This window comes from Duganella paludis (genome assembly GCF_054461335.1).
Map to the genome: position 1 here is coordinate 911,337 of NZ_CM136922.1, position 24,768 is coordinate 936,104.

The window sequence follows — 24,768 nt, forward strand, 5'->3', positions numbered from 1 at the left end:
CGTGCGCCGACGGAATAACTCAACAGTGGTTGCTATGATTTCTCCATCGCAATCGCAACCACTGGAGAATCCATGTCCTTCCGCACGTCCGCTGCCCGTAACACCATTCGTCCTCACGCCATCTACGTAGCCGCGCTGCTCGCGCTTGGCGCCGGCAGCACCAGCGCTTTTGCGCAGATGTCGCCTGCGCTGGACCGCGCCAGCATTTCGGTCGGCGCCTTCCACACCGAACCGCGCATCGATTACCAGGGCGACACCAACTACGGCCGCATCGACACCGGCACCTACGAGACCAAGAGCGTCACGCTGCCGCGCGTAAAAGCTTCGCTGCTGCTGGGCGAATCGCAAGGCCTGGACTTCGACTACTACCGCTACGACAAGACCTACAATCCAGGCCTGAGCGGCTCGACCAACGTCAACGGCCTGCCGCTGACCGGCAACGGCAAGCTCAACGCCAAGCTGAAACTGGACCTGGCCAACCTCGCTTATAAATGGTGGATCGGCAGCGGCAACAGCGTGTTCGGCGTCGGCGTGGGCGCGGCCTACTACCAGGCCAGCCTGAAAGGCACGGCCAGCGGCGTGTTGAACGGCGTGGCCGGCAACGCCAGCTACAACGAAAAAGAACACGCCTACGCGCCGCTGCTGGAACTGGGCTGGCGTCACGCGGTGTCGGAAAACGTGCGCCTCTACGCCGATGCTTCGGGCATCAAGAAAAACGGCGGCAATATCAAGGGCCACATCTACGGCGGCGCCGTCGGCGTGGAATGGTATCCGACCAAGATGGTCGGCGTGGTGGCCGAGTACACCGCCAACAAGATCAACCTGAATCGCGACCGCGACGGCTCCGACCTGAACGTGCGCCTGCACGGCCCGGCGGCGTACGTGAAGATGCGCTTCTAAATCAGCAATCATGCTAAATTGGCACAATCTCCCTTGATTGTGCCAACATGAAATCCTATCTCGCCGCCCTGCCGCTCTTAGCTCTCTATTTCTCCGCAACGGCGGCCGAGCCGCCGGCCAAAACGGCGCCAAAATTCATAAGCTGCACCAAGCCGGCATGGCCGACGGAAGCGCTGCGCCACGCATACCAGGGTACGGCGACGGTAGCCTTGCTGATCGGCGCAGACGGCACCGTGCGGCAATCGCGCATTGAAAAATCGAGCGGTCACGAATTGCTGGATCTGGCGACCAAGGAAGGCATGGCACGTTGCCTCTTCAAGCCCGCCACGCAAGACGGGCAGCCGGTCGAAACCTGGATCAAGATGCAGTATGCATGGACGCTTGATGCCGCATCCAACAAGAACGCCGCCGCAGAACGCGGCGAACCTTAATCACAATTCAAGCTTGGCCTGATCCATTTGAACGGCTAGAGTGTGGGAAAAGGTGCCGACAAAGACAAGATCAGCCCAGCGCCGCGCGCACCTGCTCGGCGCTGGGGATCGGCGCGACTGCGCCATGGCCCAGCGTCGACAGGCCAGCGGCCGCATTAGCGTAGCGCACCGCGTCGGCCAGCGTGTCGCCGGCCGCCAGGCGTGCCAGCAGGCTGCCGTCGAAGCAGTCGCCGGCGCCGGTGGCGTCCACAGCCTGCACCGCGCGCGCGGCCGCCAGTTGCGGTTCGGCGCCCTGCTCCGCATACCACGCGCCGGACGAACCGGCTTTCAGCACCACGGTGCGTGCGCCGTGCGCGCGGGCCCAGGCGAAGATCGCCGCCACGTCTTCCGTGCCGGCCAGCGCCACCGCTTCGTCCAGGCTGGGGAGGAACAGGTCGGTCAGCGCGATGGTCGCGCAGATGGTGGCGCGGGCGCGAGCCAACGGCCATAACGACAAGCGCAGATTGGGATCAAAACTGACTTTGCCGCCGGCCGCGCGAGCCGCCTCGATGGCCGCGAACACGGTGTCGCAAGCGCCGGCCGATATCGCCTGCGATATGCCGGAGACGTGCAGCCACTGCGTGCGCTGCGCCGCGCCCAGGTCCATGGTCTGCGGCTGCATGCGGCTGGCCGCCGAACCGGCGCGCAGGTAACTGAAGGCGTGGCCCTGCGGCCGGTGGTTGACGAAATACAGTCCTGTCGGCGCCTGCCCGTCGCGCGCCACCGCGCTGACATCCACGCCCTCGGCCTGCCACAGGTCCAGCAGCATGCGGCCGAAATGGTCTTCGCCAACGCGGCTCAGGTAGGCGGTGCGCGCACCCTGGCGGCTGGCCGCGATCACGGCGTTGGAGGTGTCGCCGCCGAAGCCCTGGCGGTACATCGGTTCGCTGGCCTTGGCCTGGTTGAACTCCACCATCGCCTCGCCCAGTGCTACAACATCAAAATCTTTACTCATGGTTGTGGATTGACCCGTTCTATCTTGGAATGCAGTTTGTTCAGCGCCGACAGGTAGGCCTTGGCCGACGCCACGATGATGTCCGGATCGGCGCCTACACCGTTGACGATGCGGCCCTCTTTCGACAGCCGCATGGTGACCTCGCCCTGCGACTGCGTGCCGCTGCTGATGGCGTTCACCGAGAACAGCACCAGCTCGGCGCCGCTGCCCACTTCGCCCTCGATGGCGTTGACGGTGGCATCGACCGGACCGTCGCCGCGCCCTTCGCTGACATGTTCTTCGCCGTCGACCAGGAACACGATTTTCGCGCTGGGCGTTTCGCCGCTGGCCGAGCGCTGCTCCAGCGAGACGAAACGGTAAAACTCGCTCTCCTGCGACTGCTGCTCGTCCGACACCAGTGCCAGGATGTCCTCGTCGAAGATTTCCGACTTGCGGTCGGCCAGTTCCTTGAAGCGGGCGAAGGCGGCGTTCACTTCCGCTTCCGATTCCAGGTCGATGCCCAGCTCCTGCAAGCGCTGCTTGAACGCGTTGCGGCCGGACAGCTTGCCCAGCACAATCTTGGTTGCGGTCCAGCCGACGTCCTCGGCGCGCATGATCTCGTAGGTTTCGCGCGACTTCAGCATGCCATCCTGGTGGATGCCCGACGCGTGCGCAAACGCATTCGCACCGACCACCGCCTTGTTGGGCTGCACCGCGAAGCCGGTGATCTGCGACACCATCTTCGACGCCGCCAGAATCTGCGTGGTGTCGATGCCGCATTCAAGATTGTAGTAGCCGCCGCGCGTGCGCAACGCCATCACCACCTCTTCCAACGCGGTATTGCCGGCGCGCTCGCCCAAGCCGTTGATGGTGCACTCGATCTGGCGCGCGCCGCCGACCACCACACCTGCCAGCGAGTTGGCCACGGCCAGCCCCAGGTCGTTGTGACAATGGACCGACCACACGGCCTTGTCGGAATTAGGAATGCGCTCGCGCAGGCGGCGGATGGTTTCGCCGAACAGCTCCGGCACTGCGTAACCCACCGTGTCCGGGAAGTTGATGGTGGTGGCGCCTTCGTCGATCACGCCTTCCAGCACGCGGCACAGGAAGTCCTCGTCCGAGCGGCTGCCGTCTTCCGGGCTGAATTCGATGTCGTCGGTATGCTGGCGCGCAAAGCGCACGGCGTTGCGCGCCTGCTCCAGCACCTGCTCCGGCAGCATGCGCAGCTTGGCCTCCATGTGCAGCTTGGAAGTGGCGATGAAAGTATGGATGCGTTTGCGCTCGGCCGGCGCCAGCGCCTCGGCTGCGCGGGCTATGTCGCGGTCGTTGGCGCGCGACAGCGAGCAGATGATCGACTCGCGCACCACGGTGGCGATGGCCTTGATCGATTCGAAGTCACCGGGAGACGCGGCCGCGAAGCCGGCCTCGATGACATCCACGCGCAGGCGCTCCAGCTGCTTGGCGATGCGGACTTTCTCGTCCTTGGTCATGGAGGCGCCCGGCGATTGCTCGCCGTCGCGCAGTGTGGTGTCGAAGATGATAAGGCGGTTGGATGAGTTGCTCATGATGGCTCCGTGGCTAGGACTACGCTTCGTTGCTGAATCTCTCAGGGCCTACCGCCCCATGGTTAATGCCGTTCGCTCGGGTCGTCGCTGTCCATTTCGGTCTGGATCAGGCTGACCTTCTTGCCGGTGGCCGCGCGCCATGCCGCGACCACGTAGCCGGACAGGCCGTAGATCGCAAACAGCGGCCACAAGGTGGCGGCCGGCTTGATGGCGATCAGCGCCAGGCCCAGGGCGATCAGGAACACGCCGATGAACGGCACCGGCTTGCGGAAGTTCACGTCCTTGAAACTGTAGAACGGTACGTTGCTCACCATGGTCAGGCCGGCGAACACGGCGATGCCCCACGATACCCAGCGCATGTCCTCGCCGGTGACGCCCATTTCCAGGTCCAGGATCATCAGGATGAAGCCGGCCACCAGCGCGGCCGCCGACGGCGACGGCATGCCCTGGAAGTAGCGCTTGTCGACCACTTCGATATTGGTGTTGAAGCGGGCCAGGCGCAAGGCGGCGCCGGCGCAGTAGACAAAGGCGGCGATCCAGCCCAGCTTGCCCAGGCCGCGCAGCGACCATTCGTACATCACCAGCGCCGGCGCGGCGCCGAAGGACACCATGTCCGACAGCGAATCGTATTGCGCGCCGAATTCGCTCTGGGTATTGGTCAGGCGCGCGACGCGGCCGTCCAGGCCGTCCAGCACCATGGCGACGAAGATAGCCCAGGCGGCGTGCTCGAATTTCTGGTTCATCGCCATGACGATGGCGTAGAAGCCGCAGAACAGCGCCGCGGTGGTGAAGGCGTTGGGCAGCAGGTAGATGCCGCGATGGCGCGGCCGGTCCAGATCCTCTCCGCGGGCGCGACGCGCAAAACGGCTGAAGCGCGACGTCTTGGGCACCTTGACTTGGGCTGCGCTACCTTTGGCGCGGCGGCGGGGGAAATTGGGCATAGTGATCCGTTTCTCGTTAGCTGGTTGTTGCTCCATCATTATAGAGGAGCGGGCAACAAAAAAGGATCTGTTACCGAGGTTCATCAAAAAGCGTGCGACAACCCGGCCGGCGACCAGGATTTACTTGAAGCGCACCTTGCCCACCAGGCGCATCGACAGCGTGGTCTCGCCCGGCTCGAAGCTGGGCTCGGCCACGGCCGGCGCCGCCGCCGCCGCGTTGAGCGCCATTGGCATCGCGCGCGAGCCGGTGACGGCCACACGGTCGCTGTAATTGCCGGAGCCTTCGAAGTCGACCGTATCGAGCACGGCGTCGCCGAGCTTGCGGCCCATGGCCTTGGCGATGGAGGCGATGCGCTCGTTCAGGTTCTGGTAGGTGGCGGCGATGCGCTGGTCTTCCATCTGGCGCGTGGTTTCCGGCGTCAGGCTGAAGTGCAGGTGGTTGAGGCTGAGGATCGCTTGGGCGGCGGAGACGGTTTTCGGCAGCGCATCGAGGTTGCTGGTGACGACCTGCAGCGACTGGCCGACGCGCCAGGCGGTCGGCACGCGCGCTTTGCGCTGCTGGCCGTTCGGCAGCGGCGCTTCTTCGGGATAGACGGGATAGGTGTAATAGCCCTGCGTCTTCAGTCTGGCTTGCGGATCGGCTTTTTTGACGATCTCCAGCCCCTGCTTCATTTTCGTGTTGACGCGCGAGGCGGCGGCGGCCTTGTCCTTGTCGACCTCTTCCACCGAAAGCGTGATCGTGGCCTGGTCGTTGACGCGCTTGACTTCGCCGAAGGCCGGCACCACCACCAGCGTGCCGGCGGTCGACAGCGACTGCGCGTGCAGCGGCGCGGCGAAGGCGCAAGCCGCGATGGCGGCGATGGCAAGATATTTCATGGCGGGCTCCAGTGTTGAGATAAAAACAAACTTTACCTCAACACCGTCGCCCGTGCGCGACTTGTACAGCTGAAGCGGCGGCTTACTTGAAGCGCACCTTGCCGACCACTTGCATCTGCAAGGTCGTCTCGCCTGGCTCGAAGCTCGGCTCGGCCACGTCCATGCTGTCGGCCGACTTGGACATGCGCATCATCATCGGCGCGGCGGCCGCGCGCGATTCCTGGCCGGCGTAGTTGCCCGAGCCTTCGAAATCGACCGTGTCGAGCACCGCGTCGCCGACCTTGCGGCCCATGGCGTTGGCGATCGAGTTGATGCGCTCGTTCAGGTTCTTGTAGGTGGCGGCGATGCGCTGGTCGTCCAGCTTCTTGGTGGTTTCCGGCGCCAGGCCGAAGTTGATGGCGTTCAGCGTCAGGATCTTCTGGGCGGCGGCCACGGTCTTCGGCAGCTTGTCGAGACTGGTGGTGGTCACTTCCAGGTACTGGCCCACGCGCCACGCGGTCGGCACGCGCGCCTTGACCGGCTGGCCGTTCGGCAGCACGCGCTCTTCCGGATAGACCGGATAGGTGTAATAGCCTTGCGTCTTCAGGCTGGCCTGCGGATCTTCCTTCTTGACGATCTCCAGGCCCTGCTTCATCTTGGTGTTGACGCGCGAGGCGGCGGCGGCCTTGTCCTTGTCCTGCTCTTCGATCGCCAGCGTCACGACGGCCTGGTCGTTGACGTGCTTGACTTCGCCGTAGGCGGGCACCACCACCAGCGTGCCGGCGGTCGGCAGCGATTCGGTCGGAGCGGCGTGCGCGGCCAGCGCGAAAGACACAGCGGCAGCGGCGGCAAGTTTGGTCATCATATTCATTACAGGCTCCAGGTTAAGATTACGACAAGCCGAACTCTACATGAGTTTCCCGCGCGCACTTGTAAGACATAGTGACCGTTTGTAACATCTTAAAGCTGGTTGTTCAGTGCGATCAGGCTGGCGAAGGCCTGGCGCGCGCCCAGGCAGGCGTCGGCGATGTCATGCTCACTCACCACCGCTGCGCGCAGTGCGGCCAGGAATTGCTGCCAGCGCGGCCCCGGCGTGCCCTCCCCGCGCAGATAACCCAAAGGATGCGGCTGCAGGCTCTGGGCCAGACGTTTGTACAGCACCGCTCCGCCCAGCTGCGAGCCTTCCACCACGTAGCAGACGCCCCAACGGTAGGCGGCCGACGCGTCCTGCGGCCATGGCGCCGCATCCGCCTGCAACGCGGGCGCCACGCCGGCGAGCGACGGATGAGCCAGGTCCTCGCGCAGCAAGGCCGGGTAATCCGTGCGCAGTCGCGGCGCGGCGCCGCAGCGCGCCAGCCACGCCTGGATCGGCGTGAGCCAGACCAACAGCAGCAGCAAATGATCGCGATAGGCGTGCAGATCCGGCGCCGGCGCCGCCAGCGGCGTGCTCCGGTCGAGTACAGAATGTTGCTCTGCGGTAGCCGCCCGCAATGCCGTCAACACATCCAAGATCACTCCTTGCCATCGCATCGAAAACCGGATTTTACACAGTCGCGCGCACCGGAGAGTCAATTGAACTCTGCATGGCAAAGGGCCGGGGTAGAATTTATCTTCCGTCACATTTACTTGCTTATGAACGAAATCACCGCTCCAGACTGCTCCGTGCTGCTCATCGATGATGAAGCGATGGCAGAGGACTTGATCGGCTATCACATGACGCACAGGAAAGACATCCGCTTCCGTTACGACAAGCGGGCCGAGTGCGCCGTTGAACTGAGCCGTGAAACCGCCGCCACCGTGGTGCTGGTGGACCTGCGCATGCCTGGAGCGGACGGCTTCGACGTGATCCGCATGCTGCGCGCCGAGCCGGACACAGAGCACCTGCCCATCATCCTGCTGTCGTCCGAGGACCAGGCCGACATCAAGGCGCTGGCCTTCGCGCTGGGCGCCAACGATTACCTGGTGAAGTGGCCAGAAGCGCGCGAGCTGGAAGCGCGCATCCGCTACCACAGCTCGGCCTACCTGGCACGCCAGCAGCGCGACGCCGCCTTCCTGGAACTGCGCCAGCGCGAGGAAGAACTGCGCATCAGCCAGGCCGCCCTGCATCAGGCGCAAAAGCTCGAAGCCATCGGCCAACTGACCGGCGGCGTGGCGCACGATTTCAACAATGTGCTGCAAATCATCAGCGGCAACCTGCACCTGCTGCGCATGACCGGCGGCGTCAACGAACAAGGCTTGCTGCGCATCGATAACGCGCTCAACGGCGTCGAGCGCGGCGCCCGCCTGGCCGCGCACCTGCTAGCGTTCGCCCGCCGTCAGCCGCTGCAAAGCGCGGTGGTCGACCTGGCGCCGGTGCTCAAGGAAATGGACGACATGCTGCGCCGCGTGCTCGGTCCACGTGCCGTGGTCCACACCGACATCGCGCCGCAGCTGTGGAATACCGACGTCGATGTCAGCCAGCTCAACAACGTGATCCTGAACCTGGCCATCAACGCCCGCGACGCCATGCATGGCGAAGGCACGCTGACCATCCGTGCGCGCAACCTGCCGGCACGCACCGAGCCGGAGCACGCCGTCGGCGACGGCCGCCAGGACTACATCCTGATCGAGGTGGCCGACACCGGCAGCGGCATGTCGGAAGAAGTGATGCAGCGCGCGTTCGAGCCCTTCTTCACCACCAAGCCGACCGGCCAGGGCACCGGCCTGGGGCTGAGCATGGCGCACGGCTTCGTCAAGCAGTCCGGCGGCGAGATCGCCCTGCGTAGTACGCCGGGCCAAGGGACGTCGGTGCAGATCTATCTGCTGCGCAGCGATGGCGCGGCCGCGCACGAGCCCGAGGTGGTCGCACCCGCCAAGCTGGCCGGCGGCGTGGAATCGATCCTGCTGGTGGAAGATGAGGAAGCGGTGCGCACCGCCACTGCGGACATGCTGGAAGAACTGGGCTACCGCATCTATAGCTGCGCCGACGCCGAACAGGCGGCGCGGCTGATCGAGTCGGGCATCGGCATCGACCTGTTGTTCACCGACGTCATCATGCCGGGGCGCATCAGCAGCCTGGAACTGAGCGAGCTGGTGCGTCGTCACCAGCCGCAGGCGCAGATCCTGTTCACCTCCGGCTATGCGGAAGGCGTGCTGTCGCACGACGGCAAGCTGCCGCCCAACGTCAACCTGCTGCAGAAGCCGTACACCGTCACCACCCTCAGCGCGCGCATCCGGCACCTGCTGCGCCGGCGCGTGGCTACTGCGGCTTGATGTAGCGCGACGATCCCGGCGGCGGTTCGTTGAGCACCGCCCAGAAGATGCCGAGGTCGGCGATCGCGCGCACGAACTCCTGGAAGTCGACCGGCTTGACGACATAGGCATTGACGCCCAGCGCATAGCTGCGGATCAAGTCCTGTTCCTCGCGCGAGGAGGTCAGCATGACCACGGGGATGCTCTTGAGGCCGGGATCGTTGCGGATTTCCGCCAACACTTCCAGGCCATCGACTTTCGGCAGTTTCAAATCCAGCAGCACCACGGCCGGATTACCCTGCTCGCGCTTGGCGTAGGCGCCACGCAGAAACAGGTAGTCCAGCGCATCGGCGCCATCCCGCACCACCACAACCTCGTTGGCCAGCTGGCTGCGCTCAAGCGCAATCAGGGTCAGTTCGAGATCGTTCGGATTGTCTTCAACGAGAAGAATGGGCTTTAACATAGGCGTACTTCAATCCTTAGGGTGAGAGTTGGGTAATGCAAAAGAAAACGTGGCGCCGGCGCCGGGCGTCGATTGCGCCCAGACGCGGCCGCCGTGACGCTCGATGATACGCCGCACATTGGCCAAGCCGATGCCGGTGCCCTGGAAATCCTCCATGCGGTGCAGGCGCTGGAACACGCCGAACAATTTATGCACGTAATCCATATTGAATCCGACGCCATTATCGGCAATGTGGAACACCGTTTCGTGCGGCAGTTTCTCGCCGCTGATGCGGATGGTCGGCGGCTCGCTGCGGGCCGAAAACTTCACGGCGTTCGACACCAGATTATATAACGCCAGTTGCAGGAAATTCGGATCGGCGATGACGTCGGGCAGCGCGTCGATCTGCCAGTCGGTGTGGTGCGCGCGCAGCTCCGGCTCCAGCCGATCGATGCAGCCGCGCACCATGTCGTTCATGTCGATGCGCACCGGACGGATCGCCGCCCTTCCCATCTGCGAGAAGCTCAGCAGATCATCCACCAGCTTGCCGGCCAACTGCGCCGCGCTTTTGATATTGACCAGGAAACGCTGGCGCCGCTCTGGATTGTCGATGACAGGCGCTTCCATCAGCAGGTCGGAAAAGCCGACGATGTGGCGCAGCGGTGCGCGCAGGTCGTGCGACACGGAGTAGGAAAACGCTTCGAGTTCCTTGTTGGCGCGGCCCAGCTCCTCGGCCAGGTCGGCCATCTGCTCGGCGCGCTCCAGCGCGATGCCGAGCAGCGCGTTGCGGAACTCCAGCGCCAGTTCCAGCTCGCCGGCCCGCCATGGCGCGCTGTGGCCGTGCACGGCTTCGCGCCAGCTGTCGAAGCTGGTGCGCGGCGACAGGCGCTGTCCTGCCACCTGCTTGCCGTCCGGGCGGCCGGCCCAGTCGATGGTGTACACCGTCTCCGGGCGGAACCACAGCAGGTAATGCGGGTGGATGCGCGAGATCTGCATCGCCATCAGGCCGCTGGCGCTGGCCGTGAAGGCGGCGGCCGGCGGATAGTCTTGGGCCAGGTGGGCGCTGTGGAACACGTCGTCGTGCACCTGGGCGCCGAGCCAGGACACCAGCTCTTTCACCTCGGCCTCGGCCGGCGTATCGCCATACGTGATCAGGCGGTCGTCGACCACGATGGCTACGCCGCCGGCGTGCGCGAAGCGCAGCAGCTCGGGCATCACGCTGCGCAGGTTTTCAATGAAGTCGGCGCCCTGGGTCAGGCCGCCGAGCACCTGCACCATGGCGCGCCGCACGTCAAGCCGGAACTGCAACTCGTCGGCGTCGGTGCGGCTGCGGATGTGCAGCGCCAGGATCTGCCCCATCTGCTCGCACATGGCGCGCTGATGGAAGGTGATGCGGCGCGGTTCGGCGTTGTGGCCGGAAATCAGGCCCCACAACTTGCCGTTGACGATCAGCGACACCGACATCGAGGCCAGCGTGCCCATATTGCGCATGTATTCGAGGTGGACCGGCGAGACGCTGCGCAGCGAGGCGAACGACAGGTCGTTGGGCTTGCCGCTGACCGGATTTTCCGGCGGCACCAAGCGTGCCGGCGTGTAGTTGGCGTCCTGGATCAGGCGCACGCGGTTCGACAGGTACAGCTCGCGCGCCTGGCGCGGGATGTCGCTGGCCGGGAAGCGCTGACCGAGGTAGCTGGGATAGTCCGGGTCTCGGCTTTCGGCCAGCACGTTGCCGTGGCCATCCTCGTCGAAGTTGTAGACCAGCACCCGGCCGAAGCCGGTCAAGGCGCGGATCTCGGCGGCCGCCATCTGGCCGAGGCCGAAGATGCTGTCGGCATCGGAAATCTTGCTGAGGAAATCGCTGACCAGTGGGTACAGCCGGTGGGCGTCGATGACGTCCAGGGCCGGCTCGAATTCCAGGATCAGCAAGCCGTCATAGGCATGGGCCAGCGCATCCAACAGCTGGCCCTTGAGCGTGACGGTGCCGATGGCGGCCGGCCGCTCGCGCAGCTGACCGCTGCGCAAGGCGGTTTCCAGCCGTTCGGCCGGGGCCGCGCCGATGATATCGGCCAGCCGCAGCCCGAGCGCCTGCGGCGCCGCCACGCCGGTGAATTGCGCGAGATTCTCGCTGGCCTGCAGCACCTGCAATTGCTCGCCGAGCGCCAGCAAAAACCCGTGTGGCTGGATGCTGCCCGGCGTGCGGATAGGTTCGCTATCGCATGTGGCTATTTCGTTGGCGCTGGCCTCTGACATGATGGGGCGGACTAACCGGCAATATAAAACCGCATGATAGCAATTTCCTCAACAGAACCGCGCACGGCTACTTAAGCATCTGTTAACTGGCGGTTCCACAAAGCTTGCTATCATCCAATTTCACACAGGAGAAGCGAACATGGGCGCCATCGCGGAATTTTTCATGCCACTGCTGTTCAATGTCGTGTTCTACGGAATCGGGCGGATCGTGATACCGATCCTGTCATTGGGCTACTTCCGCGCCGAAACCGCCAGGGAATTGATGAAGGGCCGGATGTTCATCTACGACCGTCGCGGCGACAAAATCGTCATCTCCGAGTTTTTCACCTCGGTCATCGGCTTCCTGGCCACCATCGGCGTCGGCGTCCTCATCCACAGCTTAACGAATTATTGACAGGCCAAACGCCCCGCCCACGACAATCACCACGGTCCAGAGCACGATGCCGATGGCCAGGAGCACCAGCGACAAGATCCTCGGCATGCCGACCGCCCCGGCCAGCAACGCCGCGAACAACGGCCCGATCAGCAGCGGCCCGAGAAGACCGACGGCCCACGGCCCCTTGCTGACGAGCCACTTGGACATGCGGCCGCCCTCCGCCGGCTCCTTCTTGCGCCAGAAAATCAAACGGCGAATGCCGTTCCCCGCGAACATGGCCGCCACCGCGCCGACGAGCGAGCCGCCGATCACCGCAACGCCGATCAGCAAAGGCGGCAATTTCTGATGAAAGCCCAGCGGTATCGCCGCCCACATTTCCACAATCGCCAAGGCGAACACACCCAACAAGCTCTCGATCATTGTTCCATTTTTCATTGTGAATTACGACACGCAAGGATACATTGCAGAACACTGTGAATAGTCACACATTCTCACTAGATCGGCATCAAAGTCGAATGCAAAGATAAGCGCGAATATTGAAGTTCGACTCCAACCTTCATACAATGATCATGTGGATCACATACGATCCGGCAAAGCGGAATCAGACTCTCGCAAAACGCGGCCTGGATTTCGCCGACGCCGCGACTGTTCTGCAGGATAAACATGTCGCTATTCCAGATACAAGAAAGAGCTACGGCGAGCCCCGCTTTATCTGCTACGGCTTGCTGCATGATCGAATGGTCGTCGTCTGCTATACACCACGCAGTACAGGATGCCACGTTTTTAGCATGAGGAAAGCCAATGGACGCGAAAGAAAACGCTTTGCCCCACTCCTACGGAAGTGACTTTGCGCGCGTGGACGCGCATGAAATTGAGCCAGAAGAGTACGAGGAAATTCCAGAGATGGGCGATGAAATGATTTCTCTGGGAACGCTGAAGATCGGCGACCAAACAATCTATTCCTATCCTCAACAACTCCTCACGCTCCCCCTACCGCCCGAAATCTTCGAGCGCTGGATTGCTACCGGCCCCGGCTGGCAAGCGCGCATGACTGCGCTCCTGAGCAAAATCTAAACGCGATTGAGCTTGGCCACATCATTTGCCCACGCGCGCCTAGGAAAATCTGTTTCCGAGAGGCGAATCATGACTTTATGGCTTCATGATCAAATCGGCGAACCTCCGACTATCGGAGAAATTTTAGGATGCGACTGCCGGTTCTGCCGTGGAAAACTCATACCGATAGAAATCGACGACCGCTGGAGAGGTATCTCTGCCGGCATCCACGCATTTCATCTAGATCATATTGATGCCATGGCTGAATTCCATGGGGATTTCATCTTGCGGGACAAGGACTTTGTTCGTGAACCCGAGGAACTGGACGCACAACTTTACACCTGCCCACTATGTGGATGGTGGCATGTAGCAAAAGAAATCTATCTCTTTACCAGAAATCAGATCTGGTTTATCGAATGTGGGGCAGCAGCGTCACTGAAAAAATTCGATAAGGTTGACATTAGTCTTCCTGCGAACGATGTACGTCAATATCTCATGGGAAAGTATGCAAGCAGGTATAACGTCAACCCGCGTAGGTTTGAAGAGGTCGTCTCAAGTGTCTTCTCAAGCTGCGGTTTCAGAACTGAGCTAACTTCGTATTCCTCCGATGGCGGAATAGACGTGATTCTTCGCGACACACGAGAACAACCAATAGCAGTTCAGGTTAAGCGACACCGAAATACGATAGAAGTGGCCCCGATAAGAGAATTTATTGGTGCCATGACCCTAAATGGTTTTACACGAGGGGCATTTGTAACTACGTCACGGTTTAGCCGTGGCGGACAAGAAATCATTCAAAATGCTCATGGGCGAGGATTGACTTTGAATTTGATTGATGCACCAAAGTTCTTCGAACATCTTGAGATTGCGCAGGTCAGCGACTTTATACGATATCCGACATTAATCGACGATAAAATTCTGCGCACTCTTTCGCTTGAAGTTAGCGGGGAGTCCCATATGAACGCGCTTTGAACGTGCAGAGAATCATTTCCGTTGCTCATAAAAAAAGCCGGCTTGCGCCGGCTTTTCTTGGAAGAAGAAACTGCTTAGTTCTTCGACTGGTCGACCATTTTGTTTTTGGCGATCCAAGGCATCATGGCGCGCAGTTTGGCGCCGACTTCTTCGATCGGGTGCTCGGCGGTCAGGCGGCGGCGCGAGATCAGGGTCGGGGCGCCTGCTTTGTTTTCCAGGATGAACGATTTTGCATATTCACCGGTCTGGATGTCTTTCAGGCACTGACGCATCGCATCCTTGGTGGCCGAGGTCACGACCTTAGGACCGGTCACGTACTCGCCGTATTCGGCGTTGTTCGAGATCGAGTAGTTCATGTTGGCGATGCCGCCTTCGTAGATCAGGTCGACGATCAGTTTCAGTTCGTGCAGGCATTCGAAGTACGCCATTTCCGGAGCGTAGCCAGCTTCGGTCAGGGTTTCGAAGCCGGCTTTGATCAGCTCGACCGCGCCACCGCACAGCACTGCTTGTTCGCCGAACAGGTCGGTCTCGGTTTCTTCGCGGAAGTTGGTTTCGATGATGCCGGCACGGCCGCCGCCGTTGGCCGAGGCGTACGACAGGGCGATGTCACGGGCGATGCCGGACTTGTCCTGGTACACGGCGATCAGGTGTGGCACGCCGCCACCCTGGGTGTAGGTGGCGCGCACGGTGTGGCCTGGGGCCTTCGGTGCCACCATGATCACGTCCAGGTCGGCGCGTGGCACGACTTGGCCGTAGTGCACGTTGAAGCCGTGGGCGAAGGCCAGTACCGCGCCTTGCTTGGCGTGCGGGGCGACGTTTTCGTTGTAGACCTGGGCGATGTTCTCGTCCGGCAGCAGGATCATGATGACGTCGGCGGCTTTGACCGCGTCGTTCACTTCGGCGACCTTCAGGCCGGCTTTCTCTACCTTGTTCCAGGACGAACCACCTTTGCGCAGGCCGACGGTGACGTTCACGCCGGAGTCACTCAGGTTTTGCGCGTGGGCGTGGCCCTGCGAGCCGTAACCGATGATGGCCACGTTTTTACCCTTGATCAGGGAGAGGTCGGCGTCTTTGTCGTAGAAAACTTTCATGATAATTCCTAAATAAATTCGTTATAAATTGTTTAAACTTTGAGGATGCGTTCGCCGCGTCCGATGCCGGAACCGCCGGTACGTACCGTCTCCAGGATGGAGGCGCGGTCGATCGAATCGATAAACGCGTCGAGCTTGCTCTTGGCGCCGGTCAGTTCAATCGTGTAGCTCTTTTCCGTGACGTCGATGATGCGGCCGCGGAAGATGTCCGCCGTGCGCTTCATCTCTTCCCGTTCCTTGCCCACCGCGCGCACCTTGATGAGCATGAGCTCGCGTTCGATGTGATGACCCTCGGTCAGGTCCACCACCTTGACCACCTCGATCAGGCGGTTCAGGTGCTTGGTGATCTGCTCGATGATGTCGTCCGAGCCGCTGGTGACGATGGTCATGCGCGACAGGGTCGGATCTTCGGTCGGCGCCACGGTCAGCGTTTCGATGTTGTAGCCACGGGCCGAGAACAGGCCGACCACGCGGGACAGGGCGCCGGCTTCGTTTTCCAGCAATACAGAGATAATGTGTCGCATATTAGAGATCCTCCGAACCCAGCAGCATTTCGGACAGACCCTTGCCTGCCTTAACCATCGGCCAGACGTTTTCCGATTGATCGGTGATGAAGTTCATGAAGACCAGCTTGTCTTTCATGCCGAAGGCGTCGCGCAGCGCGCCGTCCACGTCACCGGGTTTTTCAATGCGCATGCCGACGTGGCCATAGGCCTCGGCCAGCTTCTCGAAGTTCGGCAGCGAGTCCATGTAGGACTCGGAATAGCGCGAACCGTAGTCGATCTGCTGCCACTGGCGAACCATGCCCAGGAAGCGGTTGTTGAGCATGATGATCTTCGGCGTCAGGTGGTACTGCTTGCAGGTAGCCAGTTCCTGGATGCACATCTGGATCGAACCTTCGCCGGTGATGCAGGCAACGGTGGCGTCCGGATTGGCCATCTGCACGCCCATGGCGTACGGCAGGCCCACACCCATGGTGCCCAGACCGCCCGAGTTGACCCAGCGCTTAGGCTTGTCGAACGGGTAGTACTGCGCCGCCCACATCTGGTGCTGGCCGACGTCGGAGGTGATGAAGGCGTCGCCCTTGGTCACTTCCCACAGCTTTTGCACCACGGCCTGCGGCTTGATCACCAGGTCGGAGTCCGAGAATTTCAGGCAGTCGCGGCCGCGCCATTCCTGGATCTGTTTCCACCAGTCCTTGAGCGCAGGCGCGTTCGGCTTGGCGTCCGCAGCGTCGAGCTGGGCCAGGAATTCGATCAGCACGTCCTTGACGTTGCCGACGATCGGAATGTCGACCTTCACGCGCTTGGAAATCGACGATGGATCGATGTCCACGTGGATGATCTTGCGCGGGTTGGAGGCGAAGTGTTTCGGGTTGCCGATCACGCGGTCGTCGAAACGGGCGCCGATGGCGATCAGCACGTCGCAGTTCTGCATCGCCATATTGGCTTCGTAGGTGCCGTGCATGCCGGGCATGCCGACGAATTTCTCGTCGCTGGCGCGGTACGCGCCCAGGCCCATCAGCGTGTTGGTCACCGGGAAGCCAAGCTTGTCGACCAGCTTGTTCAGTTCCGGCGCGGCATTGGCCAGGATCACGCCGCCACCGGTGTAGATCATCGGACGTTCGGCTTGCAGCAGCAGTTGGACTGCCTTGCGGATCTGGCCCGAGTGGCCCTTGTCCACCGGCTTGTACGAACGCATCTCGACCTCTTTCGGGTACGAGAACGTCGTTTTGTGCATCGAGATATCCTTCGGAATGTCGACCAGCACAGGGCCTGGACGGCCGGTGCGGGCGATGAAGAAGGCTTTCTTGACGGTCTCGGCCAAGTCCTTGACGTCCTTGACCAGGAAATTGTGCTTGACCACCGGACGGGTGATACCGACCGTGTCGCATTCCTGGAACGCATCCTGACCGATGGCGTGGCTAGGCACCTGGCCCGAGATCACGACCATGGGGATGGAATCCATGTAGGCGGTGGACAATCCCGTGACGGCATTGGTGACGCCGGGACCGGAGGTCACCAGCGCAACGCCGACCTTGTTCGAGGAGCGCGAGTATGCATCGGCGGCGTGCACCGCAGCCTGCTCGTGGCGTACCAGAACGTGTTGGAATTTGTCTTGCTTGAAGATGGCGTCGTAGATGTACAGTACGGCTCCGCCCGGATAGCCAAAGACGTGTTCCACGCCCTCTTCCGCCAGGCAGCGCACCAGAATTTCTGCGCCAGTCAATTGATTATTACTTTGTGAAGATGCTTCGGTATTCATGAAACATTCCTTTCAAGGTCCATTGGAGATTGATCGGATGCTCTGTCCTAACGAAGTACACGTACCGCTACAGCTCTGCCCAGATTCCCTTTATTTATGCGGTCGCACTACCTCTTCCGTCAACCGTAGTGACGTGCAAAGCGGTGCTAGCGCAAACTCTCGTTTGGCCGGGTTTTCCGTAGTGGTTGTGCGTACCTCTCGTGCTTGTGGCACGGGCGAGAGCAAACTGCCTACATATGAAAGCGCGTCGTGTCGTTGCGGCGTTGTGTGCCTGCTGCGACCAGACCATAGAGCTTCGGGGTTGTTCAAAGCGTCCCATACGGTACACCCACGCATGAGTTTCAGCAAGCGCTAATTCGAAAATTGATGCTTTTTCATGTAAAACCATGCAAAAGGTGAGCTTTTTTGCTAGCATGCGCCTCAGTTCAAAACACCCGGCAGTTCCCTTCCCCCGACGCATGGCCACAGACAAAGAATTATCCGACTTCCTCGAAAACGTCGAACGCCGGGCCTTCAAGCAAGCCGTCTACGCAGTACGCAAGGACGAATCCGCTTTAGACATCGTGCAGGACGCGATGATCAAGCTCGCCGAAAAATACGGCGACAAGCCGGCCGCCGAGTTGCCGATGCTGTTCCAGCGCATCCTGCAGACCACCATCCTCGATTACTTCCGCCGCGAAAAGGTGCGCAACACCTGGGTCAGCCTGTTTTCCAGCATGGCCCCCTCGGGCGGCGAGCATGAGGACTTTGATATACTCGAATCGCTCGAAAGCGAAGACGGCCGCTCCAGCGAATCGAGCGCCGACCAGGTCGAGCGCCAGCAGACGCTGGAAATCATCGATGCCGAAGTACAAAAACTGCCGGCGCGTCAACGCGAAGCCTTTCTCATGCGTTACTGGCAGGATATGGATGTGGCCGAGACGGCCGAGGCAATGGGCTGCTCGGAAGGCAGCGTCAAAACGCATTGCTCACGTGCAACACATGCGCTGGCCGAGGCGCTGGCAGCCAAGGGAATTAAATTATGAACACCGACGATCTGAACTTCGCTTACAAAGTGCGCCACGCGCTCAATGAGAAGCTGGACGAGCTGCCGGCTTCGACCACAGACCGCCTGGCCCAGGCGCGCAAGATGGCGCTCGCGCGCAAGAAAGCCCACGTCGAGCAGCCGCTCTCCGTGCGCGTGACCCGAACCGAGCTGGCCAGCGCCGGCGGCGGCATCAGCGGCCTGTTCTCGCCGTTCGCCTGGCTGGGCCGCATGAGCATGGCCGTGCCGGCGCTGGTGCTGGTGGTCGGCATGGTCGGCATCTACCAGTTCGAACAGCAGGAACGCATCGCCGACCTGGCCGAGATCGACGCCGCCGTGCTGTCGGACGAGCTGCCGCTGGACGCCTATCTGGACCACGGCTTTAACGCCTATCTGTCGCAAAGCGAGTAACGGCATGGCATGGAGCGGGCGCGCCAAACTGGGCGCAGGAGCAGCAGCGGTGATAGCGGTAGCAGCGGCAGGCGCGGTGTGGGTCGCACAACGGCCGGACGCGCCGGAACTGGTGAAGGCGCCGGTGGCCGCCGTGACCGGCAAGGGCGCTGCCGCGCCGGAAAAAATCCTCTGGAAAGATTTATCGCCTGCCCAGCAGCAGGCGCTGGAGCCGCTCGCCGCCGAGTGGGATGAGATCGAGCCGATCCGCAGACAGAAATGGCTGGGCATCGCCAAGCGCTACGCCAAGATGAAGCCGGACGAGCAGGTGCGCATGCAGGAGCGCATGCGCGAATGGGTGCGCATGACGCCGGAAGAACGCCGCCAGGTGCGCCAGAACTATGCGCGCGCGCAGAAGCTGAACCCGGCGCAAAAATCGACGTCGTGGGAAACCTACCAGCTGCTGCCGGACGAGCAGAAGAAGGAACTGGCGGCCAAGCCGGCCACCAAGAAACAGGTCGCCAACCTGCCGACGCCGGCGCAATCGAAAGCGCTGACGGTGGCGCCGATCAAGCCTTCCACGCCGAGCACCTCGCCGGGCGTGGCAACGCCGGTGGTGACGCCTGCGCCGATCGATCCGAGCACCCTGCCGAACGCCTCCAACGTGATGCCGGTGCCGCCGGGCACGACGCCGGCGCCAGCACCTGCACAAACGCCTGCACCAACGCCAGCGCCACCAGCCCCTGCCGATGTCAAATAATCCGCATCCCACCGTCAAGCGCCGTCTGATTTCGATGGTGTACGAATCCCTGCTCGGCTTTGCCGTGCTGTTCCTGCCGTTCCTGATTTTCGAATTCGCCACCCATGCCAGCCACACCGCCATGATGGAACACATGCGGCAGGCGCTGGCTTTCGTGGTGCTGGGCTGCTACTTCATCCACCAATGGAGCCGCGACGGCCAGACGTTGGCCATGCGCACCTGGCGCATGAAGTTGCAGGCGAAGAGCGGCGGCCCCGTATCGGCGCGCACCGCCGCCGTGCGCTACCTGCTGAGCTGGATGTGGATCCTGCCGGCCGTGCTGGTGGCGCTGACGCTGGACCTGCATCGCTGGCAGGCGCTGGGTGCAATCTTCGCCGGTATCCTGTTGTGGTCGCTGACCGCCTTCTTCGACAAGGACCGCCAGTTCCTGCACGACAAACTGGCCGGCACCCGCCTGATCCAGCTGCCGGCGCTGGAGAAGAAAAAGAAAGTGTAATTTTCACAACCTTTCGTGGCAGAATAGAAGTTTCCGCCTCGAGGACTGAAAATGAAACCAGCAATCTACGGCGCGATGTTCGCTCTCGCCGCCTCTGCCGCCGGCACCGCGCCGGCCGCCGATATTCCGCCAGCACCCGTCGCCCGCGTCGAAGCCGTCACCGATACCTATTTCGGCGAAACCATCACCGACCGCTATCGCTGGATGGAGAACGACAAGGACAAGGACTGGCTGCCCTTCCTCAAGCAGCAGAACCTCCACACCCGCGCCATCCTCGACACGCTGCCCAAGCGCAACGAACTGCTGAAACGTATCCAGCAACTGTCCGGCGATATCGCCGCGCCCGCGCATGTGCAGAAAGCCGGCGCGCGCCTGTTCTACCAGCAGCGCCCGGCCGGCTCCAACAACTTCAAACTGTTCGTGCGCGAAGGCGGCAAAGACCGCGTGCTGGTCGATCCGACCAAGCTCGATACCAAGACCAGCCACACCTCGCTGGACTGGTGGCAGGCCTCTCCGGACGGCAGCAAACTGGTGTACGGCCTGTCGAAGGACGGCAGTGAAGATTCGGTCCTGTACATCATGGACGTGCGCAGCGGCGCGGTGCTGAAAGACCGCATCGCCAACACGCAAGGCGCCAATCCAAGCTGGCTGGCCGACAGCTCCGGCTTCTTCTACAACCAGCTGACCGGCAAGGTGAATACGCCGGAGCGCTTCCTCGATTCGCAGGTGCGCTTCCACAAAGTCGGCGCCAGCGTCGCGAAAGATCCGGTGCTGATGAAGCGCGGCCTCGACGCGGCGGTCAAGTACGAGAAGATCCAGTCGCCCTTCATCGGCGTGTCGGGCCGCTCCGAAAGCGCTATCCTGATGCTGGCCGACGTGCGCAAGGAGTTCCGCCTGTACACCGCGCCGCTGAAGCAAGTCCTGAGCGGCAAGGCCAAGTGGCAGCAGGTGGCGGACTTCGCCGACGAAGTCACGGACCTGGACCTGAACGGCGATGACCTCTACCTGCTGTCGACCAAAGGCCACGCGCGCGGGCGCCTGCTGAGAACCTCGGCCAAGGCGCCGTCGCTGGCTTCCGCGCAGGAAGTGGCGCAGGAATCGGCGCTGGTGCTGCAAGGCGTCACGCGCGCCAAGGAAGGCTTGTACATCCGCTCCATGGACGGTGGCCTGAGCAAGCTGCAGCGCCTCGGCGCGGACGGCAAGATCGCCGACATCGCCCTGCCCTTCGACGGCACGCTGGTGGCGGTCGCCGCCGATGCCGACGCACCGGGCGCGCTGGCCATCCTGTCCGGCTGGCTGCAGCCGACCGGTATCTGGTCGGTGGACACTGACGGCAAGCTGGCCGACACCGGCATCACGCCCAAGCCGGCCATCGACGTCAGCGCCTACACCACCGAGCGCCGCTTCGCGGTCGCCAAGGACGGCACCAAAATTCCGTACAGCGTGATCTACAAAAAGGGGCTGAAGCTCGACGGCAAAAACCCGGCCTATATCTCGGCCTACGGCAGTTACGGCGCGGCGGCGTACACGCCGGCGTTCGCGGGACGCTCGCCGGCCTTCGTCGACCAGGGCGGCGTGGTCGGCTACGCCAATGTACGCGGCGGCGGCGAGTTTGGCCGCGAGTGGCATCGCGCCGGCCAACTGGAAAACAAACCTAACACCTGGCGCGACCTGATCGCCGTGTGCGAAGACCTGCAAGCCCAAGGCTACACCTCGCCGGCCTACCAAGCCATCGGCGGTCGTTCGGCCGGCGGCATCACCATGGGCCGCGCGCTGGAAGAACGTCCGGAGCTGTTTGCCGCCGTGGTGTCGGGCGTGGGCTGGCACAATCCGCTGCGCTACGTGGCGGAGCAGAACGGCTATGCGGAGGAACCTGAGTGGGGTGCGATCGCCGATGCGGCGGGCTTCAAGGCGTTGAAGAGCATCGACAGCTATCAGCAGGTGGTGGATGGAGCTAAGTATCCGGCGGTGCTGCTGACCACCGGCGTTACCGATCCGCGCGTGGCGCCGTTCCATCCGGCGAAGATGGCGGCGCGTCTGCAGGCGGCCACCGGCAGCGGCAAGCCGGTGCTGCTGCGCGTCGACTTCGACGCCGGTCACGGCATGGGTTCCACGCGCGCGCAACAGGATGCGGAATCGGCGGATACCTACGCCTTCATCCTGTCGCAGACCGGCAAGTAGTTAGAAGCGTTCGTAGTCCTGCAGGTAGCGCCATTCGCCTGCAGGCAGGCTGGCCATGGAGATGCGTCCGACGCGGATGCGCTTCATGGCCACCACGGTCAGGCCGACGTCGCGGCACAGCCGCTCAATCAGGCCTGGTTTCGGATTCTTGATGGCGAAACGCAGGCGCGTTTCGTTCTGCCAGCTTACCTTGCCGTTGATGGTATTCAGCTGACGCAGGCCGTCTTCACTGATCGTACCGCTCACCTCAACGATGATCTCCTGCTCGATCGCCTCGTCGCCCAGCTTGCGGCTGACGCGGAAGTCCTGCGTGAACACCACCAGGCCGCTGGCCTTCGGTTCCAGAGGCAGATACTGCTCCTGCGCCGTGATGTGACGCTTGAGGAAGCGCTTGCCCGGCACGCTGCGCGTAAGCGAGTCGGCGTTCAGCAGATGCAGCGGCTGCGCCGCACCGGCCGGCTTGTGCAGCAGGATGGTGACCGGCGTGATCTCCAGCAGCGTGGCGTCTTCCGCGATGGTGATGACCTGCTCCGGCGTGACGCGGGCGCCCGCCTCTTCCACCAGCTTGCCGTCCACGCTGACGTAACCGCCTTCGATGTACAACTCCGCCTCGCGGCGCGAGCACGGACGCATGTCAGCTACGCGCTTGGCGAGACGGACGGTATCGTCATTGTTATCCAAAGAAGTCTCCAAACACGGTAATGGCACGGTCGATATCGTCACGCTTGGCATCCATGTGCGTAACGATGCGCAGGCGCGGCGCCATGGACACGCGGATGCGCGTCAGTTCCAGCACGTCGCTCAAGCCTTGCTGAACGAACTGCGGAATGTCGACGTAAAAGATGTTGGTCTGCGGCGTACTAACTTTGATGCTGCGCATCTTCGCCAGTTCGCCGGCGAAGTAAGCGGCGTTGTCGTGGTCTTCCGCCAGACGCGGAATATTGTGCTCCAGTGCGTACAAGCCGCCGGCGGCGATGATGCCGGCCTGGCGCATGCCGCCGCCCAGCATCTTGCGCCAGCGCTTGGCTTCCTTGATCAGCGGCTTGGTGCCCAGCAGGACCGAACCGACCGGTGCGCCCAGGCCTTTGGACAGGCACACGGAAACCGAATCGAAGCCACGCGTGATGTCGCGCGGGCTCACGCCCAGCTTGACCGCAGCGTTGCAGACGCGCGCGCCGTCGAGGTGCGTCGCCAGGCCGCGTCCATGCGCCAGCGCGGTCGCCTGCGCCACGTATTCCAGCGGCAGCACGCGGCCGTTGATGGTGTTCTCCAGCGCGAGCAGCTTGGTGCGCGCGAAGTGGAAATCGTCCGGCTTAATGTAGGACTCGATATCGGCCAGCGCAATGCTGCCGTCGGCCTGGTTGATGATCGGCTGCGGCTGGATGCTACCCAGCACCGCAGCGCCGCCGCCTTCGTAGCGGTAGGTATGGGCTTCCTGGCCGACCAGGTATTCGTCACCACGGCCGCAGTGGGCCAGCAACGCCAGCAGATTGCTCTGCGTGCCCGACGGCGCGAACAGCGCGTCCTCGAAGCCGAACAAATCCGCCGCATATTCCTGCAGGCGGTTGACGGTTGGGTCGTCGCCGTAGACATCGTCGCCGACGTCCGCCACGTTCATCGCGGCGCGCATGGCGGCGCTTGGGCGCGTGACGGTGTCGCTGCGCAGGTCGAGCCAGTTTTCCATTTACGCTACCTCTTCGCTAAAGAAGCGGGTATTCATCTCTTGCAGGCCGACCGTCTCCAGCACCTCTTTCAGGCGCTCGGACGGACGCTTGCGCGGCAGGTTCTTGTAGGTGGCGATGATGAGTTCATTTTTCATCGAATGCTCCCAGCCTACCAGCTCGGTCACGGTGACATCGTAGCCATGCGCTTCCAGCTGCAGGCAACGCAGCACGTTGGTGATCTGGCTGCCGAATTCGCGCGTGTGGATCGGGTGGCGCCAGATTTCGGTCAGCGCGGATTTGCCCAGCGACTGGCCTTTGTTCTTCTTCAGCACCGAGGCCACTTCGGCCTGGCAGCACGGCACCAGCACGATGTGCTGGGCCTTCTTCTTCAGCGCGAACTGGATGGCGTCATCGGTCGCCGTGTTGCAGGCGTGGAGCGCGGTGACGACGTCGATCTGCTCAGGCAGCAGCTTCGATTCGGTGGACTCGGCCACAGACAGCGGCAGGAAGGACATGCCGGGGAAGTTGAATTGCTTGGCCAGTTCCTGCGAACGGGCCACCAGCTCTTCGCGCGTTTCGATGCCGTAGATATGCGAATCGTTTTGCAGCGCCTTGAAGAACAGGTCGTAGATGATGAAGCCGAGGTAGGACTTGCCGGCGCCGTGATCGACCAGCGACACATTGTCCTTCGATGCCAGCACCTGCTTCAGCAGCGGCTCGATGAACTGGTACAGGTGGTAGACCTGTTTCAGCTTGCGGCGGCTGTCCTGATTCATCTTGCCGTCGCGCGTGAGGATGTGCAGCTCCTGCAGCAGGGCGACGGTCTGCCCTTCGCGGATCTCCGGCATGTTGTCGGCGCTGGTGACGGTGGCGCCGATAATGGTGGCTTGTTTGCTCGGCTTCTTCAT

The 24,768-nt window shown here is 62.4% G+C and carries 27 protein-coding genes; 12 read left to right on the forward strand and 15 right to left on the reverse strand.

Annotation, left to right across the window (positions count from 1 at the left end):
- Window positions 1-72 precede the first annotated feature (72 nt).
- Complete coding sequence (locus tag ACXZ1M_RS04100; RefSeq protein WP_459051930.1) at window positions 73-900, forward strand: hypothetical protein; 828 nt, start codon at window positions 73-75, stop codon at window positions 898-900.
- A gap of 47 nt (window positions 901-947) precedes the next feature.
- Window positions 948-1,331 carry an energy transducer TonB gene (locus ACXZ1M_RS04105; RefSeq protein ID WP_459051931.1) on the forward strand — a complete coding sequence of 128 codons (384 nt, stop codon included), beginning with the start codon at window positions 948-950 and terminating at the stop codon, window positions 1,329-1,331.
- A gap of 70 nt (window positions 1,332-1,401) precedes the next feature.
- On the opposite strand, the gene ACXZ1M_RS04110 is transcribed toward ACXZ1M_RS04105, so the two are convergent.
- From ACXZ1M_RS04110 to ACXZ1M_RS04135, 6 genes are all read right to left on the reverse strand, one after another.
- The gene (locus tag ACXZ1M_RS04110; RefSeq protein ID WP_459051932.1) at window positions 1,402-2,325 is read right to left on the reverse strand and encodes a sugar kinase; all 924 of its coding nucleotides are present in this window, start codon (window positions 2,323-2,325) and stop codon (window positions 1,402-1,404) included.
- Window positions 2,322-3,869, reverse strand: a complete 1,548-nt coding sequence (locus ACXZ1M_RS04115; protein ID WP_459051933.1) for a 2-isopropylmalate synthase — start codon at window positions 3,867-3,869, stop codon at window positions 2,322-2,324. Before ACXZ1M_RS04115 ends, ACXZ1M_RS04110 begins: the two co-directional genes overlap by 4 nt.
- Before the next feature lie 62 nt (window positions 3,870-3,931).
- Window positions 3,932-4,810 (reverse strand): CDP-diacylglycerol--serine O-phosphatidyltransferase, encoded by an 879-nt coding sequence (pssA, locus tag ACXZ1M_RS04120; protein ID WP_459051934.1) that lies wholly within the window; start codon window positions 4,808-4,810, stop codon window positions 3,932-3,934.
- A 120-nt stretch (window positions 4,811-4,930) separates the two neighbouring features.
- On the reverse strand, window positions 4,931-5,686 hold the full coding sequence (locus tag ACXZ1M_RS04125) for an SIMPL domain-containing protein (protein ID WP_459051935.1): 756 nt from the start codon (window positions 5,684-5,686) through the stop codon (window positions 4,931-4,933).
- Window positions 5,687-5,768: 82 nt separating this feature from the next.
- Entirely contained in the window at window positions 5,769-6,536 is a 768-nt protein-coding gene (locus tag ACXZ1M_RS04130) for an SIMPL domain-containing protein (protein ID WP_459051936.1), read from the reverse strand.
- Between the two features lie 89 nt (window positions 6,537-6,625).
- On the reverse strand, window positions 6,626-7,168 hold the full coding sequence (locus ACXZ1M_RS04135; RefSeq protein WP_459051937.1) for a biliverdin-producing heme oxygenase: 543 nt from the start codon (window positions 7,166-7,168) through the stop codon (window positions 6,626-6,628).
- Window positions 7,169-7,297: 129 nt separating this feature from the next.
- Between ACXZ1M_RS04135 and ACXZ1M_RS04140 the strand changes: the two genes are divergently transcribed.
- A complete protein-coding gene (locus ACXZ1M_RS04140; RefSeq protein WP_459051938.1) occupies window positions 7,298-8,917 on the forward strand; it encodes a response regulator in 1,620 nt (539 codons plus the stop codon).
- Here the strand turns inward: ACXZ1M_RS04140 and ACXZ1M_RS04145 are convergent.
- Both ACXZ1M_RS04145 and ACXZ1M_RS04150 read right to left on the reverse strand, forming a co-directional pair.
- Window positions 8,904-9,359 carry a response regulator gene (locus ACXZ1M_RS04145; RefSeq protein WP_459051939.1) on the reverse strand — a complete coding sequence of 152 codons (456 nt, stop codon included), beginning with the start codon at window positions 9,357-9,359 and terminating at the stop codon, window positions 8,904-8,906. The two genes, ACXZ1M_RS04140 and ACXZ1M_RS04145, sit on opposite strands and share 14 nt — an antisense overlap.
- 9 nt (window positions 9,360-9,368) lie before the next feature.
- The gene (locus ACXZ1M_RS04150; protein WP_459051940.1) at window positions 9,369-11,588 is read right to left on the reverse strand and encodes an ATP-binding protein; all 2,220 of its coding nucleotides are present in this window, start codon (window positions 11,586-11,588) and stop codon (window positions 9,369-9,371) included.
- Between the two features lie 139 nt (window positions 11,589-11,727).
- Between ACXZ1M_RS04150 and ACXZ1M_RS04155 the strand changes: the two genes are divergently transcribed.
- Window positions 11,728-11,982, forward strand: coding sequence for a hypothetical protein (locus ACXZ1M_RS04155; protein ID WP_459051941.1), 255 nt, complete (start codon window positions 11,728-11,730; stop codon window positions 11,980-11,982).
- Here the strand turns inward: ACXZ1M_RS04155 and ACXZ1M_RS04160 are convergent.
- Window positions 11,968-12,384 (reverse strand): hypothetical protein, encoded by a 417-nt coding sequence (locus tag ACXZ1M_RS04160; protein WP_459051942.1) that lies wholly within the window; start codon window positions 12,382-12,384, stop codon window positions 11,968-11,970. The genes ACXZ1M_RS04155 and ACXZ1M_RS04160 overlap by 15 nt on opposite strands.
- Window positions 12,385-12,533: 149 nt before the next feature.
- Here ACXZ1M_RS04160 and ACXZ1M_RS04165 point away from each other — a divergent pair, with 149 nt between their 5' ends.
- The 3 genes from ACXZ1M_RS04165 to ACXZ1M_RS04175 all read left to right on the forward strand — a co-directional run bounded on the left by ACXZ1M_RS04165 (window position 12,534) and on the right by ACXZ1M_RS04175 (window position 13,989).
- On the forward strand, window positions 12,534-12,809 hold the full coding sequence (locus tag ACXZ1M_RS04165; RefSeq protein ID WP_459053972.1) for a BrnT family toxin: 276 nt from the start codon (window positions 12,534-12,536) through the stop codon (window positions 12,807-12,809).
- A complete protein-coding gene (locus ACXZ1M_RS04170; protein WP_459051943.1) occupies window positions 12,766-13,038 on the forward strand; it encodes a hypothetical protein in 273 nt (90 codons plus the stop codon). Before ACXZ1M_RS04165 ends, ACXZ1M_RS04170 begins: the two co-directional genes overlap by 44 nt.
- A 69-nt stretch (window positions 13,039-13,107) precedes the next feature.
- Window positions 13,108-13,989, forward strand: coding sequence for a restriction endonuclease (locus ACXZ1M_RS04175; RefSeq protein ID WP_459051944.1), 882 nt, complete (start codon window positions 13,108-13,110; stop codon window positions 13,987-13,989).
- A gap of 74 nt (window positions 13,990-14,063) precedes the next feature.
- Here the strand turns inward: ACXZ1M_RS04175 and ilvC are convergent, their stop codons facing one another.
- From ilvC to ACXZ1M_RS04190, 3 genes are read right to left on the reverse strand one after another with little or no spacing between them, the layout of a single operon-like run.
- A complete protein-coding gene (gene ilvC / locus ACXZ1M_RS04180; protein WP_373988066.1) occupies window positions 14,064-15,080 on the reverse strand; it encodes a ketol-acid reductoisomerase in 1,017 nt (338 codons plus the stop codon).
- 32 nt (window positions 15,081-15,112) lie between these two features.
- Window positions 15,113-15,604: an acetolactate synthase small subunit gene (ilvN, locus tag ACXZ1M_RS04185; protein WP_110849007.1), complete on the reverse strand. Its 492-nt coding sequence runs from the start codon at window positions 15,602-15,604 to the stop codon at window positions 15,113-15,115.
- Window position 15,605: 1 nt separating this feature from the next.
- Entirely contained in the window at window positions 15,606-17,345 is a 1,740-nt protein-coding gene (locus ACXZ1M_RS04190) for an acetolactate synthase 3 catalytic subunit (RefSeq protein ID WP_459051945.1), read from the reverse strand.
- Between the two features lie 458 nt (window positions 17,346-17,803).
- On the opposite strand from ACXZ1M_RS04190, the gene ACXZ1M_RS04195 reads away from it, so the two are divergent.
- Genes ACXZ1M_RS04195 through ACXZ1M_RS04215 form a run of 5 tightly spaced genes read left to right on the forward strand, consistent with a single transcriptional unit; the run spans window position 17,804 to window position 22,196 of the window.
- A complete protein-coding gene (locus tag ACXZ1M_RS04195) occupies window positions 17,804-18,370 on the forward strand; it encodes an RNA polymerase sigma factor (protein WP_459053973.1) in 567 nt (188 codons plus the stop codon).
- Window positions 18,367-18,780 carry a DUF3619 family protein gene (locus ACXZ1M_RS04200; protein WP_459051946.1) on the forward strand — a complete coding sequence of 138 codons (414 nt, stop codon included), beginning with the start codon at window positions 18,367-18,369 and terminating at the stop codon, window positions 18,778-18,780. The genes ACXZ1M_RS04195 and ACXZ1M_RS04200 overlap by 4 nt, the downstream gene beginning before the upstream one ends.
- A 4-nt stretch (window positions 18,781-18,784) precedes the next feature.
- Window positions 18,785-19,519 (forward strand): DUF3106 domain-containing protein, encoded by a 735-nt coding sequence (locus tag ACXZ1M_RS04205; protein ID WP_459051947.1) that lies wholly within the window; start codon window positions 18,785-18,787, stop codon window positions 19,517-19,519.
- On the forward strand, window positions 19,509-20,015 hold the full coding sequence (locus ACXZ1M_RS04210; RefSeq protein WP_459051948.1) for an RDD family protein: 507 nt from the start codon (window positions 19,509-19,511) through the stop codon (window positions 20,013-20,015). Before ACXZ1M_RS04205 ends, ACXZ1M_RS04210 begins: the two co-directional genes overlap by 11 nt.
- Window positions 20,016-20,066: 51 nt before the next feature.
- Window positions 20,067-22,196 carry a prolyl oligopeptidase family serine peptidase gene (locus tag ACXZ1M_RS04215; RefSeq protein ID WP_459051949.1) on the forward strand — a complete coding sequence of 710 codons (2,130 nt, stop codon included), beginning with the start codon at window positions 20,067-20,069 and terminating at the stop codon, window positions 22,194-22,196.
- On the opposite strand, the gene ACXZ1M_RS04220 is transcribed toward ACXZ1M_RS04215, so the two are convergent.
- From ACXZ1M_RS04220 to ACXZ1M_RS04230, 3 genes are read right to left on the reverse strand one after another with little or no spacing between them, the layout of a single operon-like run.
- Window positions 22,197-22,928 (reverse strand): RNA pseudouridine synthase, encoded by a 732-nt coding sequence (locus ACXZ1M_RS04220; RefSeq protein WP_459051950.1) that lies wholly within the window; start codon window positions 22,926-22,928, stop codon window positions 22,197-22,199. It abuts the gene before it with no gap.
- The gene (gene ltaE, locus ACXZ1M_RS04225) at window positions 22,870-23,880 is read right to left on the reverse strand and encodes a low-specificity L-threonine aldolase (protein WP_459051951.1); all 1,011 of its coding nucleotides are present in this window, start codon (window positions 23,878-23,880) and stop codon (window positions 22,870-22,872) included. Before ltaE ends, ACXZ1M_RS04220 begins: the two co-directional genes overlap by 59 nt.
- Window positions 23,881-24,768: a class I SAM-dependent methyltransferase gene (locus ACXZ1M_RS04230; RefSeq protein WP_459051952.1), complete on the reverse strand. Its 888-nt coding sequence runs from the start codon at window positions 24,766-24,768 to the stop codon at window positions 23,881-23,883. It abuts the gene before it with no gap.

Bases quoted from the DNA above. Each gene is read 5' to 3' on its own strand.
- ACXZ1M_RS04200 (WP_459051946.1), top strand. From the start codon at position 18,367: ATGAACACCGACGATCTGAACTTCGCTTACAAAGTGCGCCACGCGCTC.
- ilvC (WP_373988066.1), bottom strand. From the start codon at position 15,080: ATGAAAGTTTTCTACGACAAAGACGCCGACCTCTCCCTGATCAAGGGT.
- ACXZ1M_RS04160 (WP_459051942.1), bottom strand. From the start codon at position 12,384: ATGATCGAGAGCTTGTTGGGTGTGTTCGCCTTGGCGATTGTGGAAATG.
- ltaE (WP_459051951.1), bottom strand. From the start codon at position 23,880: ATGGAAAACTGGCTCGACCTGCGCAGCGACACCGTCACGCGCCCAAGC.
- ACXZ1M_RS04220 (WP_459051950.1), bottom strand. From the start codon at position 22,928: ATGCCAAGCGTGACGATATCGACCGTGCCATTACCGTGTTTGGAGACT.
- ACXZ1M_RS04210 (WP_459051948.1), top strand. From the start codon at position 19,509: ATGTCAAATAATCCGCATCCCACCGTCAAGCGCCGTCTGATTTCGATG.
- ACXZ1M_RS04215 (WP_459051949.1), top strand. From the start codon at position 20,067: ATGAAACCAGCAATCTACGGCGCGATGTTCGCTCTCGCCGCCTCTGCC.
- ACXZ1M_RS04100 (WP_459051930.1), top strand. From the start codon at position 73: ATGTCCTTCCGCACGTCCGCTGCCCGTAACACCATTCGTCCTCACGCC.
- ACXZ1M_RS04190 (WP_459051945.1), bottom strand. From the start codon at position 17,345: ATGAATACCGAAGCATCTTCACAAAGTAATAATCAATTGACTGGCGCA.
- ACXZ1M_RS04115 (WP_459051933.1), bottom strand. From the start codon at position 3,869: ATGAGCAACTCATCCAACCGCCTTATCATCTTCGACACCACACTGCGC.
- ACXZ1M_RS04155 (WP_459051941.1), top strand. From the start codon at position 11,728: ATGGGCGCCATCGCGGAATTTTTCATGCCACTGCTGTTCAATGTCGTG.
- ACXZ1M_RS04125 (WP_459051935.1), bottom strand. From the start codon at position 5,686: ATGAAATATCTTGCCATCGCCGCCATCGCGGCTTGCGCCTTCGCCGCG.
- ACXZ1M_RS04130 (WP_459051936.1), bottom strand. From the start codon at position 6,536: ATGAATATGATGACCAAACTTGCCGCCGCTGCCGCTGTGTCTTTCGCG.
- ACXZ1M_RS04150 (WP_459051940.1), bottom strand. From the start codon at position 11,588: ATGTCAGAGGCCAGCGCCAACGAAATAGCCACATGCGATAGCGAACCT.
- ilvN (WP_110849007.1), bottom strand. From the start codon at position 15,604: ATGCGACACATTATCTCTGTATTGCTGGAAAACGAAGCCGGCGCCCTG.
- pssA (WP_459051934.1), bottom strand. From the start codon at position 4,810: ATGCCCAATTTCCCCCGCCGCCGCGCCAAAGGTAGCGCAGCCCAAGTC.
- ACXZ1M_RS04110 (WP_459051932.1), bottom strand. From the start codon at position 2,325: ATGAGTAAAGATTTTGATGTTGTAGCACTGGGCGAGGCGATGGTGGAG.
- ACXZ1M_RS04165 (WP_459053972.1), top strand. From the start codon at position 12,534: ATGTGGATCACATACGATCCGGCAAAGCGGAATCAGACTCTCGCAAAA.
- ACXZ1M_RS04195 (WP_459053973.1), top strand. From the start codon at position 17,804: ATGGCCACAGACAAAGAATTATCCGACTTCCTCGAAAACGTCGAACGC.
- ACXZ1M_RS04140 (WP_459051938.1), top strand. From the start codon at position 7,298: ATGAACGAAATCACCGCTCCAGACTGCTCCGTGCTGCTCATCGATGAT.
- ACXZ1M_RS04205 (WP_459051947.1), top strand. From the start codon at position 18,785: ATGGCATGGAGCGGGCGCGCCAAACTGGGCGCAGGAGCAGCAGCGGTG.
- ACXZ1M_RS04230 (WP_459051952.1), bottom strand. From the start codon at position 24,768: ATGAAGAAGCCGAGCAAACAAGCCACCATTATCGGCGCCACCGTCACC.
- ACXZ1M_RS04145 (WP_459051939.1), bottom strand. From the start codon at position 9,359: ATGTTAAAGCCCATTCTTCTCGTTGAAGACAATCCGAACGATCTCGAA.
- ACXZ1M_RS04105 (WP_459051931.1), top strand. From the start codon at position 948: ATGAAATCCTATCTCGCCGCCCTGCCGCTCTTAGCTCTCTATTTCTCC.
- ACXZ1M_RS04170 (WP_459051943.1), top strand. From the start codon at position 12,766: ATGGACGCGAAAGAAAACGCTTTGCCCCACTCCTACGGAAGTGACTTT.
- ACXZ1M_RS04175 (WP_459051944.1), top strand. From the start codon at position 13,108: ATGACTTTATGGCTTCATGATCAAATCGGCGAACCTCCGACTATCGGA.